Origin of the sequence: Streptomyces sp. NBC_00986, assembly GCF_045162565.1 — a bacterium.
Taxonomy (GTDB): Bacteria; Actinomycetota; Actinomycetes; order Streptomycetales; family Streptomycetaceae; genus Streptomyces.
The window spans coordinates 3,662,479-3,677,129 of sequence record NZ_CP108733.1; the positions used below are offsets into that span (position 1 = coordinate 3,662,479).

A 14,651-nucleotide genomic window follows, 5' to 3' on the forward strand; every position below is an offset into this window, starting at 1 on the left:
ACAGCCAGCCACTGGCGGCCCGCCGACGACGGGCGGCCGCCGACTGCCGCTGAGGGTCCCGCACGCCCTCAGGGCCACCGTCACGCGCCCTGACGGTCCCTCATCTCCTCACCAGCCGAAGGATGTTCACCATGAAGCTCCGCAAGGTCACCGTGTTCGCGACCACCGCTCTCGTCCTCTCGCTCGCCGCGACGGCGTGCGGGAGCAGCGACAAGGACGACTCCGGTTCGGGCTCCGGCGGCAGCAAGATCAAGATCGGCATCAAATTCGACCAGCCCGGCCTCGGCCTGAAGCAGCCGGACGGGACCTACGCCGGCTTCGACGTGGACGTGGCGACCTATGTGGCCGGGCAGCTCGGCTACAAGCCCGCCCAGATCGAGTGGGTCGAGACCAAGAGCGCCGACCGTGAGAACGCGCTGGCGCGTGGCGACGTCAAGTTCATCGCGGCCACGTACTCGATCAACGACGAGCGCAAGAAGAAGGTCGACTTCGCCGGCCCCTACCTGCTGGCGCACCAGGACTTGCTCGTCAAGAAGGACTCGACGATCGCGAAGGCCACGGACCTCAACGGCAAGAACCTGTGTTCCGTGACCGGCTCGACCTCGGCGCAGAACATCCACGACACGATCGCCCCGAAGGCCAACCTCCGTGAGAACGCGGGCTATTCGGAGTGCATCGCGGCCCTCCAGAGCGGTGCCGTCGACGCGGTGACCACCGACGACTCGATCCTCGCGGGCTTCGCCGCGCAGGACAAGTTCAAGGGCCAGTTCAAGCTCGCCGGCCTGAAGCTCAGCAACGAGAACTACGGCATCGGCGTCAAGAAGGGCGACTCCGCGACCGTCACCAAGATCAACACCGCGCTGGAGAAGATGGTCAGCAGCGGCGCCTGGGAGACCGCGGTCACCAAGAACTTCGGCCCGGCCGACTACAAGAACGAGCCCGCCCCGAAGATCGGCAACATCGTCAAGTAGCCCGAGAAAACCCCGGTAAGGCAGGCCCCATACCCGGAAGCGCGGGAGATCGTGTTCGACTTTCTTCAAGGTTATGACGTCCTCGGGGCGTTCTGGATGACGGTGAAACTGACCGTCCTCTCCGCCCTCGGCTCCCTGGTCTGGGGCACGCTGCTGGCCGGGATGCGGGTCAGCCCGGTCCCACTGATGCGTGGTTTCGCGACCTTCTACGTCAACACCGTCCGGAACATCCCCCTGACGGTCATCATCGTCTTCACCTCGCTCGGCCTCGCCGACATCTTCGGCGTCACCATGGGGGCGTCCGACGACTTCAAGGTGCAGGGTTTCCGGCTGGCACTGCTGGGTCTCGTGGCGTACCACGCGGCCTTCGTCTGTGAGGCGGTGCGCTCCGGCATCAACACGGTGCCCGTCGGACAGGCGGAGGCGGCCCGCGCCATCGGGCTGAGCTTCAGCCAGGTGCTGCGGATCGTCATCCTTCCGCAGGCGTTCCGGGCGGTGATCACACCACTGGCCAACGTGCTGATCGCGCTGACCAAGAACACCACCGTGGCGGCCGCGATCGGGGTCGCCGAGGCGGCGGCCCTGATGAAGACGATGATCGAGAACGAGGCCCAGACGGTCGCCATCGGCTCGGTCTTCGCGTTCGGCTTCGTGGTACTGACCCTGCCCACCGGCCTCTTCCTCGGCTGGCTGGGCAAGCGACTGGCGGTGAAGCGATGACCTCCGTCCTCTACGACGCGCCCGGCCCCCGTGCCAAGCGGCGCAACGTGCTCTTCTCCGTCGTGTTCTTCGTCCTGCTGGCCCTCTTCTTGTGGTGGGTCTGGCAGACGATGGACGACAAGGGCCAGCTGAAATGGGCCCTGTGGCAGCCGTTCACCACGTCGGACGCCTGGACGACGTATCTGCTGCCGGGCCTCGGCGACACCCTGAAGGCCGCCGGCCTCGCCATGGTGATCGCCCTCCCCCTGGGCGCGTTCTTCGGTATCGCCCGGATGTCCGACCACCGGTGGGTGCGTGTCCCGGCCGGCGTGGTGGTCGAGTTCTTCCGGTCGATCCCGGTCCTGCTGCTCATGCTGTTCGCGAACGAGTTCTACGTCCGCTCCACGAACATCGGCAGCGAGGAACGGCCTCTCTACGCTGTCGTCACCGGCCTGGTGCTCTACAACGCCTCGGTGCTCGCCGAGATCGTCCGGGCGGGCATCCTGTCCCTCCCCAAGGGGCAGACGGAGGCCGCGCACGCGATCGGTCTGCGCAAGGGCCAGACGATGACGAGCATCCTGCTCCCGCAGTCCGTCACCGTCATGCTGCCGGCCATCGTCAGCCAGCTCGTGGTCATCGTGAAGGACACCGCGCTGGGCGGCGTGATGCTGGGCTTCACCGAGCTGCTCAACGCGCGCAGCACCCTGGCGGCCAACTACGCCAACGTGGTGGCGAGTTTCATCGTCGTGGGGATCATCTACATCGTGCTGAACCTCGCCCTCACCACCTTCGCGAGCTGGCTGGAGCGCAGGCTGCGGCGCAGCAAGAAGAGCACGGGCGCGACCGTCGACCTCGAAGACGCCACGGGGCTCAACCCCGCGCAGGTCGGGGGCAGCTTCGGAACCGGCGCCGGCGGCACGATCTGATGATCGGTCAAGTGGCATGAACGACACGGAGGCAGTGGCATGATCGCCACTGCCTCCGTCACTTGACGCAAGCACCGGCAATAGGTTGCATACGTTCTGTGATCGTGCACCCTGCTCCAACTTCCTGTTCACATGCGTCCCTGAGGACACCTTCGCGGGCAGGGGGCGCCGCACCGTGGACCCGGTGATCATCGTCGGAGCGGGGCCCGTGGGGCTCACGCTCGCCCTGGCACTGGCGCGGCAGGAGGTGCCTTCCGTCCTTCTGGACGAGGGCCCGGGCAAGGACGAATCGCGTCCCGCGCGCACCGTCGTCCTGCGGGAGGACACCACGGCACTCCTGGAGCGACTGACCGGCGTACCCCTCGCCGAGCTCGGTTCACGCTGGGCCGGATGGCGGTCGATGCGGCGCAAGCAGGTGATGCGCGAGATCACGTTCGACGAGACCGCGCCCGCCCCGCTGCACATCGCGCAGCACGTGCTCACCGGCGCCCTGCGCCAGGCCCTCGCGGGCGAGCGGCTCGTGAAGATCGCCCCGGACAACCGCCTCGACTCGCTCGAACAGGAGCCCTCGGGCGTCACCGCTCACACCCGCGGCCCCAAGGGCACCTGGTGGCGCGGCAGTTACCTGGTCGGCTGCGACGGCCCGCGCTCGACCGTGCGCAAACTCCTCGACATCCGCTTCCCCGGCCGTACGGCGGTGGAACGACACGCCGTGGCCGCGCTGCGCACGGAACTTCCGTGGCCCGACCGGGCGTTGTTGCATCGGGTGCCGCCGTGGCGGACGTCCGGACCCTCGACCGGGGAGGTCACCGGACGCCCCCTTCCGGACGGCGTGTGGCGCCTGGACTGGCTGCTGCCGCCGGGCAAGGACCTGGTCACCCCCGAGCTGCTGCTGGCCCGCATCCGGGAGACGCTCGCGGGCTGGACCGAGGGCCCGACACCGCCGTACGAACTGCTCGACACCGGCGTGCACACCGTGCACCACCGGCTCGCGCGGCGGTGGCGGGCGGGGCGGGTGTTTCTCGCCGGGGACGCCGCGCACCTGCTGGGGGCGCTCGGGACGCAGGGGCTGGACGAGGGGCTGCGGGACGCCGACAACCTCGCCTGGAAGCTGGCCCTGGCCTGGCACCACGGGCCGCACGAGCCGCTGCTCGACAGTTATCAGGCGGAGCGGCGGGCGGTCGTGGCGGCCCGGCTGCGCGCCGCCGACCAGGCGCTGCCGCTGGTGCGCGGCGGCGCCGGGCTGCGCGCGGTCGTGCCCGGCTCGGCCCGCGGCCACGACGTGCTGCTCACGGACGGTCACCTGGGGCGCGGCACGCTCGGTGCGCCGGGGGCGTACGCCGACTCACCGCTCGCGCCCCGGCACATCGAGGCGGAGGTCCCCGTCGACACCCCGCCCGGTGCGCCGGTCGCCGATGTCCTGGTCACCGCCGAGGACGGCGCCTTCGTACGGCTGCGGGACCGTCTCGGGCGTGGCTCCCTGCTGGTCGTCCTGGTCGCGCCGGGCACGGGCGTGTGGGAGCGCAAGCACTGGGTGACGGCCGGGATCATGCCCCGCCTCGCGGCCGCCGTGACGGCGCTGCCGCACCCGGCCGAGCTGCTGGTCGCCGAGAGCTACCCGGGCGCCGCCGCGCACACCGTCCTCCTCGTACGGCCCGACGGTCACCTGGTCACGGCGCTGAGCGGGGTGCGTCCGGCCGACCTGTACGCGGCGGCCGAGGCGACCCTGGGCGGTCCGACGAGGACGGAGGCCACGGCCGGCTCGCGCTGAGGCGGCCGTATCCGAACTGTCCACATAGTGACGCTGAGTTGACCGGCCCGCACCACCGTGCTGTACTCCGGACCATGACCGACACCTCTGTCCACCTCTGGCGGAAGGTCCACCTGGACCTCGTCCGCTACGTGGGCTGTGTGTGTCACGTCGCCTGCTGAATTCGCATCTCTCTCACCCGCGCGCGCCACTGTCGTGATGCCTGCGCGCACCCTCGCGAACATTCATCAGGACGGTGCACGTGTCTGTCTCCCCTTCTGCCTCCGTGTCCCCCGCCGCGCCCTCTCAGGCCCCGACGCAGGCGGTCCTCCTCGACTTCGTCCGCCGTACGGCCGCCGACGCCGAGCTGATCGCCTCGCTCCCCCTCGACCCCGAGGGCCGCACCTGGGTGCGGCTCGAAGGCCCCGGTGGCAGCGAGGCCTGGTTGATCGGCTGGCCGCCCGGCAGCGGCACGGGCTGGCACGACCACGCCGAGTCGGTCGGCGCCTTCCTCACCGCCGCCGGCGAACTCAAGGAGAACTCGCTCGCCGCCCGGCTCCCGAGCAACGGCTGGAAGACCCTCGAACTGGAGGAGGGCGTGGACCGCGAACGGCGGCTGCCGACCGGCAAGGGCCGTGCCTTCGGTCAGCACCACGTCCACGAGGTCCTCAACGAGTCCTCCGAAGAGCACGCGATCTCCGTCCACGCCTACTACCCGCCGCTCCCGCAGATCCGCCGCTACAGCCGCACGGGCCCGGTGCTGCGCCTGGAGCAGGTGGAGCGCCCGGAGGACTGGCAGTGACTGCCGCGCACGAACAGCCGCTCGGCATAGACGAGTTGCTGGAGCGCGTCCGCGCGGGCTACGACCGCATCGAGGCACAGGCTGCGTACGACGCGGCCCGCGACGGCGATGCCCTCCTGGTCGACATCCGCTACGCGGCCCTGCGCGACCACGACGGCCTCATCCCGGGCGCCCTGGTCGTCGAACGCAACGAACTGGAGTGGCGCCTCGATCCCCGGGGCAGCCATCGCGCCCCCGAAGCCACCGGCCACGACGTGCGCGTCGTGGTGATCTGCAACGAGGGCTACGCGTCCACCCTGGCAGCCGCGTCCCTGCACCGACTGGGCCTGCACCGCGCGACGGACCTCGTCGGCGGCTTCCAGGCCTGGAAGGCCGCGGGCCTGCCTGTCACGTCGTAGACACTCCGTCCACGACGTGACACACCAGGTCCACGACGTGACACACCGGCCCGCTCACGATCCGTCGGAGGGGCAGTAGAGCGGGGCGGTGTCCGCGTTGGTCCTGGTGATCAGGCGGGCCGGTGTGGTGGCGATCTTCTCCACCTTCTCCTTACGGAGAAGGCTGATGGCGTTGGTGACGGCCAGTTCGCCGGTGTCCTTGGCCGAGTTGGAGACGGTCGCGGCGAAACGGCCGTCCTTGAGGGCGACGAGGGCCTCGTCGGTGCCGTTGACCGTCACGATCTTGACCTTCTTGCCGCCGGCCGCGTCGAAGGCCTTGCGGGCGGCGAACGCCATCTCCTCGTTGGCGACGAAGGCGTAGTCCAGATCGGGATGCTCTTTGATCATGCTCGCGGCGACGATCCTCGCCTTGGCGGCGACGAACATGGCGGGCTGGTTCGCGACCACTTTCACGTTCGCCGACAGCCCCTTGGTGAAACCGCCGACGAGCAGGTCGGAGGCGGCGCCGGGAGCACCCGCGATGACCCCCACCTGCACCTCGCGCCCCGCGGCGTCGTCCTCGATCCAGTCGGCGTCCAGCTTGCCCACCGTCTTCAGGTCGACGACGACGGCCCCGAGGATGTCGGACGGATCGGCGCTGACCGAGGTCAGGAAGATCGGGATGTGCGCGCTCTTGGACTTGGCGATGTCGCTCTTGAGGGCGGTGGTGTTGACCGTCTGCAGGATGATCGCGTCGACATGGCGCGCGATCATGTCCTGGATGTTGGCCAGTTCCCGCGCGGCGTCCTGATGCGAGTTGACGGTGACGAGCTTCGCGAAGTTGCTCTTGGCCGTGTTCTCGATCGACTCCTGCAGACAGGTGTGGAACTCGGTGCTGCCGCCGTTGACGAACCCGAGGGTGGTGGGCCCGTCGTCTGCGGGCGTGGCGCTGGACTCCAGTCCGCAGCCACTGAGTAAGAGACACGTACCGACCAGGAGCACCAGGAGGGTTCTTCGGTGGTGAGCGGACAGGGGCGAGGACAAGGGAGCCGCCTTTCAGGACGTACGAGGACCGGTCGGCGAAACGGCCGGAGGCACTCGGGCAGGCCTGGCTGCGGCTCAGCGGGCGGGGATGGCCGAGGGTCGGCAAGCGTGGAGGGCCGAGGTTCGGCAGCAGAAGCTACCCCCGCGGCAAACATGCGCACCCTCTACGTAACGCACGCTAAGTGTGCGCAACGCGTGCCCTCCGGTGAGGCGAGTGGCCGCTGGGACGGATGCCTGAGGGTTCCCCGCGCTCGTTCTCGGGACGGACGACCGGCGGACGACTGACGGTTTCCCTCACTCCTCCTCGGGGCGGACGGTCGGCGGCTTCCCTCACTCCCGGGACGGGCGACCGGCGGCTTCCGCGCTCACTCCCTGGCGGTCGCCACCGTGACCGCCCGGACCCGGACCCCGAGCGCGACGCGTCCCGGCAGTGCCGTGGCGACGAGGGCGAGGGTCCCGGCCACCGCGACCACCGTGAGATACACGAGGGGCGTGACCGACGGTGTCGCCCGGCCGGTCATGCCGACGCTGCACGCGGTCAGGACAGCGAGGGCGATACCCCTGCCGAGCGCTGTGGCGAGCAGCAACACCGACAGCGCCTCGGTACGCAGCATCCGCAGCACCTGCCTACGGGTCACCCCGGCGAGACGAAGCAGCGCGAACTCCCGGACACGCTCCGCGACCGACATGGCGAGTGTGTTGACCACAGCGATGGCCGTGAACGCCAGGACGAGCCACATGGCCAGGTAGTTGACCTGGGCGTTCGCCTGCTGCCGCTGTGCTCGGAGCGAGTCGGCGGCGTCCGGCGAGAGGATCTGGATACCCGGGAACTCACGGAGGGTAGCCGCGAGTTGTGTCTGTAGATGTCTCCGCGCCGTGTGTGCCGGGATCCAGTGCCATGCGTACACAGTCGTTTGTGTATGGGCGCCTGTGCACTGGGGTAATCCGGCGTTTTCAACCGGCGGTTGGCCCTACCCCGGGCACCGGCCCGGTGCTTGCCTGAACGCGGTCGGCGCCCCCGCGCGTCCACCGTGTTCAGGACGTTCGCACCATCGAGGGGTCAGAACCGGATCGATGCAGAACCGATCGATTCCGGATCAGTACCCCTCATCACCCTCGTCCCCGAGGAACTCCGTGTCCTCGCCCTCTTCCTCCAGGGCCTGCCGGACCACTCTGAGGGCCATGCCCTGGGAGTAGCCCTTGCGGGCCAGCATGCCCGCGAGGCGGCGCAGCCTCTTGTCGCGGTCGAGGCCCCGGGTGGACCGCAGTTTGCGGTCCACCAGTTCGCGCGCCGTCGTCTCTTCCTGGTCGGAGTCGAGCTGGGAGACGGCCTCGTCGATCAGCGTCGAGTCGACGCCCTTGGTGCGCAGTTCCTGGGCGAGCGCGCGCCGGGCCAGGCCCCGGCCGTGGTGCCGGGACTCCACCCAGGCGTCCGCGAACGCGCCGTCGTTGATCAGTCCGACCTCCTCGAACCGCGACAGCACCTCGTCCGCCACCTCGTCCGGGATCTCCCGCTTGCGCAGGGCGTCCGCGAGTTGCTTGCGGGTGCGCGGGTTCCCGGTGAGCAGGCGCAGGCAGATTCCCCGCGCCCGCTCAGCCGGGTCCGCCGGCGGCTCCTCCTTCTTCTCGGCCCTCGGCGAGGAGAAGTCGGCCCCGTCCGCTTCGGAGGACTCCCCGAAGCCGCGGCCACGGCGCCCACGTCTACCGCGTGCGCCGTCACCGCGCGCCGTAGACCCTCGTGAGCCGCCCTCGCCACGCGCTCCGCGGCTGCGGCGCGTGCCGCGGCCGGGTGCGTCGTCATCGGCGGACCCGTCGCCGGGCGAACTGCCGCCTGGCGCCGAGCTCCTGAAGAGCCGACCGGTGCCCGCCGAACCATCGCCGGGCTCCGGGCCACCAAAAGGCGGACCGGTCTCCCCCGCGAAACCGCCGCCCGGCTCGTCGCCGTACGGCCCGTCCGTGCCGTACGGCTCCTCGGGCGTGCCGTCAGCACCGTAGGCCAGGCCGTCGCCGCCTCTCCCGCGCCCCTGCGGGGCGTCGGGATACGCGTACTCGGCCCAGTCCGTTCGTCGTGTCACGGGTCAGCTCTTGGCTGCCGTGGCCTTGGCCTTGGTGGTCTTGGCCACGGCCGGAGCGGGCACCGCCTTCGCGGCGTCGTCCGTGGCGGTGGGGACCGCCCCGTCCGCGACCGGCTCGGCAGCGGGCTTGTCCTTCTCCGGACGGACGCCCACGCCCAGCTTCTCCAGGATCTTCTTCTCGATCTCGTTGGCCAGGTCGGGGTTGTCCTTCAGGAAGTTGCGCGCGTTCTCCTTGCCCTGGCCGAGCTGGTCGCCCTCGTACGTGTACCAGGCGCCGGCCTTGCGGACGAAGCCGTTCTCCACGCCCATGTCGATCAGGCCGCCCTCGCGGCTGATGCCGTGGCCGTAGAGGATGTCGAACTCGGCCTGCTTGAAGGGCGGCGCGACCTTGTTCTTGACGACCTTGACGCGGGTGCGGTTGCCGACCGCGTCGGTGCCGTCCTTGAGGGTCTCGATACGACGGATGTCGAGTCGCACCGAGGCGTAGAACTTCAGCGCGCGGCCACCGGTCGTGGTCTCCGGAGAGCCGAACATCACGCCGATCTTCTCGCGGAGCTGGTTGATGAAGATCGCGGTGGTCCCGGACTGGTGGAGCGCGCCGGTGATCTTGCGGAGCGCCTGGCTCATCAGGCGGGCCTGCAGACCGACGTGGCTGTCGCCCATCTCGCCCTCGATCTCCGCGCGCGGGACGAGTGCCGCGACGGAGTCGATGACGATGAGGTCGAGGGCGCCGGAGCGGACCAGCATGTCCACGATCTCCAGGGCCTGCTCGCCGTTGTCCGGCTGGGACAGGATCAGGTTGTCGATGTCGACGCCGAGCTTCTTCGCGTACTCGGGGTCGAGGGCGTGCTCCGCGTCCACGAACGCGACCTGGCCGCCGGCCCGCTGGGCGTTCGCCACCGCGTGCAGGGTCAGGGTCGTCTTGCCGGAGGACTCCGGGCCGTAGACCTCCACCACTCGGCCGCGCGGCAGGCCGCCGACACCGAGGGCGACGTCCAGTGCGGTCGACCCGGTGGGGATGACCTCGATGGGCTCGTTCGGCCGCTCGCCGAGGCGCATCACCGCGCCCTTGCCGAATTGCCGTTCAATCTGTGCGAGCGCGGCGTCCAGCGCCTTCTCGCGGTCGGTTCCTGCCATGGGTTCCACCCGATTTGCTTGTGTCGATCGCTTCACGTCAAAGACGCTAACGCCTGCCACTGACAACGCGCCCCGACGCCCGCCCAGCCTGTGGATAACTCGGACACTTCACCATCAAAAGCCTGCCGAAATGCCCGTCATGGCCTCGCCGGAGCTTCCATGAGAATGGATGTTCGATTTTCGTGTCAAGCGCACCACGCGGCACTCGCATCATCGATGTCCTGTGCCGCCTCACGCCGTGGCGACGCTTCGAACGACATGGAAATCCTTCCCGTGCCGGGGGTCGGGCCCGTTGACTGGTGGCAGCCGTGCTGGTCACAGCGACCGTCGGCGTCATGAGTCCGGCGGCGTCGGCCGCGCCCATGCCATAGGAGACCAGCCGCGTGCACCACCCCGCACCGGCACAGGGCTCGGCGATCGCCTCGGCCGACGAGACCGGCACCGTCACCATCCTGTGCAGCGGAAACTGCTACCAGTAGGAGCCCCCGCGAGCATCGCGCGCCACCGAACCATCGGACTTCCCGGCACTCCCTCGAGCCTTGATGCCACAGGACGATCACGTCCCGACCGGCCGACAGCGCACGTTCACCGCGGCCGCGTGGTCATCGCCGTTCAGCAGCCCGAGCCGGACCGGGCTGCCGCCGGGGTTGTCGTAGAGCCGGATGCCGTCGCCGAGCAGCACCGGCACGATGTGCAGGTCGATCTCGTCTATCAGTTCGCGCTCCAGGAGTTGTCGGCCGATCGTGGGCGAGAACACTTCGAGGTTCTTGCCGCCGGCGGCCGCCAGCCCGATGCGTACGGCCTCGGCCACATCGCAGTTCAGGAAGGTCACCCCGGGGGCGGGCGGCGCGTCGTCGGGGTGGTGCGTGAGGACGAACACCGGCCCCTGCCACGCGCCCCCGTAGACGCTGCCGACATCGGGGAACGCGTCGAAGCCGTCCCGGCCGCCCAGTACGGCACCGGTCGTAGCGGCGTACTCCTCGACGAGGCCGGCCCGGAACGAGAACCCCGTCATCCAGTCCATCGCGTGGTCCGGCCCCGCCACGAACCCGTCCAACGACATCGTGAAGTGCCACAGCACCTTGCCCGCGGCGGTCTGCGGTCCGGTGTCCGCCAACTGCGGGGCGGGCGTGGTCTCGACGCTCTGCGGGGTCTTCGCGGTGGACATGATCGATCCTCGCTTCGGGGGTCACCGTTCGGCGGATTCCGGGCGGCTCTCACCTCCATGGACCCGGCACGCCCCCGAAACTCATCGCGGCGCCTCCAGGAGCACTACTTCCGCCGTCGTACGGCGGGTGTCTTCGGCCGTACGACGACTGCGCGGCGGGTTCCCGCGAGGCTCGGGCCATGACGAGCCAGATACGTCCCGCCGAGCGTCTCTGCCAGGTGACCGGTGCCCTGTTGATCCTCTCCGGGCTGGTGCACCTGGGGGTGTTCGCGGTCGACGGCGGTCCCTGGTACGGGCCCGTCTCCTGGCGCAAGCCCGTCACGTTCGGGCTCTCCTTCGGGGCGACGCTGATCGCGGTCACCTGGGTCACGTCGTATCTGCGCGTCGGGGCCCGGCTGCGCACCGTGCTGCTCGTCGTGTTCGCCGCCGACTGTGTCGTGGAGGTCGGCGGCATCACCCTCCAGGCGTGGCGCCGGGTGCCGTCGCACCTCGACATGGAGACGCCCTTCGACACCGCGGTGTCCATGACGCTCGCGGTGGGCGGCGGTGTCCTCGTGGTGCTGCTCACCGTGTTCGCGGTGGCGTCCTTCCGGCACCGGCCGACGGGGCCTACGGGGATGGCCCTCGCGGTGCGTTCCGGGTTCGCGATCCTGCTCGTGGCGCTGGCCTCGGGCGCCGCGATGATCGCGCGCGGGGTGGTCCTCGCCCGAACCGGTCACCAGGAGGCGGCGTACCACTCGACGGCCCCGCTCAAGCCGCTGCACGGGGTGAGCCTGCACGCCGTCCTGGTGTTGCCGGCCCTGGCCTGGCTGCTGTCCCGCACGTCCTGGAGTGAGGCGGTACGGCGGCGGACCGTGACCGTCGCGGTCGGCTGCTACGTCGTTGCCGTGGCCGGAGCCGGGGTGTGGGCGGTGCTCACGTACTGACCGCGACGCCCTGGTGTTCTCGCCGGATCATCCTTCAGGAGGAGCCGGAGGAGCCCTCTCCCGGGTCCTTCGGTTCGGAGTCCTTCGGCGTAAAGTCGGCCGGCTCCGGATCGGTCGGCCGGGAGTCGGTCGTAGCGGAGTCGGTCGTCCCGGAGTCGGTCGTAACGACAGAGTTGTTCGTAGAGGTGGAGTCGGTCGCAGCGGAATCGCCGGTACCGGCGGAGTCGGCCGCTGTCGGCTCCGCCGTTCCCTGCCGCCGGGCCCACAGCTGTCGCGCGCGGGCCAGCGGGCCGGGGCCGTCGGAGCCTCGGGTGGTCCGGTGTCCGTGGACCCTGGGGTCGTCGGTGACGGCATATCGCTTCACGTACGCCCCGAGGAACGCCTGGAGCGTGGCGACCGCCGGGATGGAGATCAGCGCGCCGACGGCACCGAGGAGCGCGGTGCCCGCGATGACCGAGCCGAAGGCGACCGCGGGGTGGATGTCGACGGTCTTCGCGGTCAGCTTGGGCTGGAGCATGTAGTTCTCGAACTGCTGGTAGACCACGACGAAGATCAGCACCCACAGCGCGTACCAGGGGTCCACGGTGAAGGCGATCAGCATGGGCAGGGCGCCCGCGAGATACGTGCCGATGGTCGGGATGAACTGGGAGACCAGGCCCACCCAGACGGCGAGCACAGGCGCGTACGGGATGCCCAGCGCCTGCAGCAGGATGTAGTGCGCCACTCCGGAGACCAGCGCCATCAGACCGCGGGAGTATATGTAGCCGCCCGTCTTGTCGACGGCGATCTCCCACGCGCGCAGCACCTCGGCCTGCCGGGCGGGCGGCAGTACGGAGCACAGCGCGCGCCGCAGCCGCGGCCCGTCGGCGGCGAAGTAGAACGAGAACAGACCGATCGTCAGCAGCTGGAAGAGGCCCCCGAGCACCTGGGTGGACACGTCCAGCACGCCGGTCGCGCTGTTCTGCACGTATTTGCGCAGCCAGTCGGAGTGGAGCAGCCCCTCCTGGATGTCGACCCGTCTGAGGTCGGTGTGGAAATGCCCGTTGACCCAGTTGATGACGGAGTCGAGGTAGTCCGGGAAGTCCTCGATCATCTTGATGATCTGGCCGGCGAGCATCGACCCCATGAGGGTGATGAACCCGGCGCTCACGATCAGCAGGCCTAGGAACACCAGGAAGGTGGCCAGCCCCCGGCGCATGCCGTAGGCGGCCAGCCGGCTCACCGCGGGCTCGATGGCGAGGGCCAGGAAGAACGCGATGAGGATGTTGATCAGCAGCCCGATGAGCTGGTGGAAGGCCCAACTGCCCAGCTGGAACACGGCGACGAGGGCGAGCGCCAGCACCATGGCGCGGGGCAGCCAGCGCGGCATGCCCGGGCCCGGCGCGGCGCCGTCGGCCGGGGGGCGGGCCGGCGGCGTCGCACCGGTCGGGGATGCCTGCTGGGCGTCGTGCCCGGTCTCGTCAGTGACTGCCACGGTGCAAGTCTCGCCTACGCCACTGACAACCGGTCACCGCCGTCGATCTTCGTGACCGATCAGCGACTTTCCCGCGGAGGATCAGCGGCTTTGCGCCGGAACGTTCATGACGTCGCAGACCACGCGCCACACGTCCTTGGCCTCCCAGCCCGCGTCCAGCGCCTCGTGCACCGTCCGCCCGCCGAGTTCCGTCATCACGTGATCGCGCGCGAAGCTCTCGGCGTACCCCGCCCCGAAGTGCTCCGTCATCCGCTGCCAGAAGACCGTCAACCGCATGACACCAGTATCCCGCCCCTGAGAGTGGGACCAGCTCGGGACCCCTTGCGGAGACCGCTTTCCGTCCTACGGTCTGACGCATGGCCGAAACAGGAGCTTCCCCACTCCCCCCGACGCCCCCGGCGCACTCCCCGCTCTTCCGCGCCGAGCACTTCGTCTGGCTCACCGCGCGCGTGCTGGAACAGCGCCTCTTCGCGTACCACTTCCTCAACGGCGAACCCGATCCCGTGGAGACCGCGCTGGACGCCTACCGCAACGAGGACGGCGGGTACGGGCACGCGCTGGAACCCGATCTGCGCGGCCCGGTGAGCCAGCCGCTGCACACCGGGCACGCGCTGCGCGTCCTGGACGCGGTCGGGCGCTGCGGCGGGCAGCGCGTGGAACGCGTGTGCCGCTATCTGACCTCGGTCTCCACGGCCGACGGCGCCCTGCCGGCGATCCTTCCCGGCCAGCGCGGCTATCCGACGGCGCCCTTCGTGCCGATCGTGGACGACCCGCCCAGCGAACTCCTCGCCACCGGGCCGGTGGTGGGCCTGCTGCATCGCAACGAGGTGTGGCACGCCTGGCTGTTCCGGGCCACCGACTTCTGCTGGCAGGCCGTCGACTCCCTGGAGAAGTCGCACCCGTACGAGATCGAGGCCGCCGTGGCCTTCCTGGACTCGGCACCCGACCGCCCGCGCGCGGAGGCCGCCGCCGACCGCCTCGGCCGCCTGGTGCGCGAACACCGCCTCGCCGCCCTGGACCCGGAGCGTCTGGAGGCCTATCCGGTCGCCTCCGGATACGCGCCGGGTGAGCACCACTTCCCGTACGACTACGCGAAGACGCCGAGTTCCCTCGCGCGCGCGTGGTTCACGGACGACGAGATGGCCCGTTCCCTGGACCACCTCGCGGGCGGCCAGCGGGAGGACGGCGGCTGGCCGATCCGCTGGCGTCAGTGGGCACCGGGCATCGCCCTGGAGGCACGCCCCATGGTGACGATCCAGGCACTGCGCACCCTGAAGGCGTACGGCCGCTCCGTGGGCTGAC

14 protein-coding genes and 1 pseudogene are annotated in these 14,651 nt (G+C 70.0%); 8 read left to right on the top strand and 7 right to left on the bottom strand.

Annotation, left to right across the window (positions count from 1 at the left end):
- The first annotated feature begins 131 nt into the window (after nucleotides 1-131).
- The 6 genes from OG504_RS15680 (at nucleotide 132) to OG504_RS15705 (ending at nucleotide 5,546) form a co-directional block, all read left to right on the top strand.
- Nucleotides 132-971, top strand: coding sequence for a glutamate ABC transporter substrate-binding protein (locus OG504_RS15680; RefSeq protein ID WP_405990397.1), 840 nt, complete (start codon nucleotides 132-134; stop codon nucleotides 969-971).
- 51 nt (nucleotides 972-1,022) lie between these two features.
- On the top strand, nucleotides 1,023-1,691 hold the full coding sequence (locus tag OG504_RS15685) for an amino acid ABC transporter permease (RefSeq protein WP_405990398.1): 669 nt from the start codon (nucleotides 1,023-1,025) through the stop codon (nucleotides 1,689-1,691).
- Nucleotides 1,688-2,596 (top strand): amino acid ABC transporter permease, encoded by a 909-nt coding sequence (locus OG504_RS15690; protein WP_405990399.1) that lies wholly within the window; start codon nucleotides 1,688-1,690, stop codon nucleotides 2,594-2,596. Before OG504_RS15685 ends, OG504_RS15690 begins: the two co-directional genes overlap by 4 nt.
- A 175-nt stretch (nucleotides 2,597-2,771) precedes the next feature.
- Nucleotides 2,772-4,367 (top strand): FAD-dependent monooxygenase, encoded by a 1,596-nt coding sequence (locus tag OG504_RS15695; RefSeq protein ID WP_405990400.1) that lies wholly within the window; start codon nucleotides 2,772-2,774, stop codon nucleotides 4,365-4,367.
- 241 nt (nucleotides 4,368-4,608) lie between these two features.
- Nucleotides 4,609-5,148 carry a cysteine dioxygenase gene (locus OG504_RS15700; RefSeq protein WP_405990401.1) on the top strand — a complete coding sequence of 180 codons (540 nt, stop codon included), beginning with the start codon at nucleotides 4,609-4,611 and terminating at the stop codon, nucleotides 5,146-5,148.
- Entirely contained in the window at nucleotides 5,139-5,546 is a 408-nt protein-coding gene (locus tag OG504_RS15705; protein ID WP_405996343.1) for a rhodanese-like domain-containing protein, read from the top strand. The genes OG504_RS15700 and OG504_RS15705 overlap by 10 nt, the downstream gene beginning before the upstream one ends.
- Before the next feature lie 54 nt (nucleotides 5,547-5,600).
- Here the strand turns inward: OG504_RS15705 and OG504_RS15710 are convergent, their stop codons facing one another.
- The 5 genes and pseudogenes from OG504_RS15710 to OG504_RS15730 all read right to left on the bottom strand — a co-directional run bounded on the left by OG504_RS15710 (nucleotide 5,601) and on the right by OG504_RS15730 (nucleotide 10,949).
- The gene (locus OG504_RS15710; RefSeq protein ID WP_405996344.1) at nucleotides 5,601-6,530 is read right to left on the bottom strand and encodes a sugar ABC transporter substrate-binding protein; all 930 of its coding nucleotides are present in this window, start codon (nucleotides 6,528-6,530) and stop codon (nucleotides 5,601-5,603) included.
- Between the two features lie 404 nt (nucleotides 6,531-6,934).
- Nucleotides 6,935-7,423, bottom strand: a pseudogene (locus OG504_RS15715) (FtsX-like permease family protein); the annotation flags it as partial.
- 243 nt (nucleotides 7,424-7,666) lie between these two features.
- Nucleotides 7,667-8,644 carry a recombination regulator RecX gene (gene recX, locus OG504_RS15720; RefSeq protein ID WP_405990402.1) on the bottom strand — a complete coding sequence of 326 codons (978 nt, stop codon included), beginning with the start codon at nucleotides 8,642-8,644 and terminating at the stop codon, nucleotides 7,667-7,669.
- 3 nt (nucleotides 8,645-8,647) lie between these two features.
- Nucleotides 8,648-9,781, bottom strand: coding sequence for a recombinase RecA (recA, locus tag OG504_RS15725; protein ID WP_405990403.1), 1,134 nt, complete (start codon nucleotides 9,779-9,781; stop codon nucleotides 8,648-8,650).
- Between the two features lie 556 nt (nucleotides 9,782-10,337).
- Nucleotides 10,338-10,949, bottom strand: a complete 612-nt coding sequence (locus tag OG504_RS15730) for a dihydrofolate reductase family protein (RefSeq protein WP_405990404.1) — start codon at nucleotides 10,947-10,949, stop codon at nucleotides 10,338-10,340.
- Between the two features lie 179 nt (nucleotides 10,950-11,128).
- Here OG504_RS15730 and OG504_RS15735 point away from each other — a divergent pair, with 179 nt between their 5' ends.
- Nucleotides 11,129-11,875, top strand: a complete 747-nt coding sequence (locus OG504_RS15735) for a hypothetical protein (RefSeq protein WP_405990405.1) — start codon at nucleotides 11,129-11,131, stop codon at nucleotides 11,873-11,875.
- A 34-nt stretch (nucleotides 11,876-11,909) separates the two neighbouring features.
- Here the strand turns inward: OG504_RS15735 and OG504_RS15740 are convergent, their stop codons facing one another.
- Together OG504_RS15740 and OG504_RS15745 are read right to left on the bottom strand one after the other, a co-directional pair.
- Nucleotides 11,910-13,349 carry an AI-2E family transporter gene (locus OG504_RS15740; protein WP_405990406.1) on the bottom strand — a complete coding sequence of 480 codons (1,440 nt, stop codon included), beginning with the start codon at nucleotides 13,347-13,349 and terminating at the stop codon, nucleotides 11,910-11,912.
- Between the two features lie 81 nt (nucleotides 13,350-13,430).
- Nucleotides 13,431-13,625: a DUF3046 domain-containing protein gene (locus tag OG504_RS15745; RefSeq protein WP_405990407.1), complete on the bottom strand. Its 195-nt coding sequence runs from the start codon at nucleotides 13,623-13,625 to the stop codon at nucleotides 13,431-13,433.
- 80 nt (nucleotides 13,626-13,705) lie between these two features.
- On the opposite strand from OG504_RS15745, the gene OG504_RS15750 reads away from it, so the two are divergent.
- Nucleotides 13,706-14,650, top strand: coding sequence for a hypothetical protein (locus OG504_RS15750; RefSeq protein WP_405990408.1), 945 nt, complete (start codon nucleotides 13,706-13,708; stop codon nucleotides 14,648-14,650).
- Nucleotide 14,651: the final 1 nt, after the last annotated feature.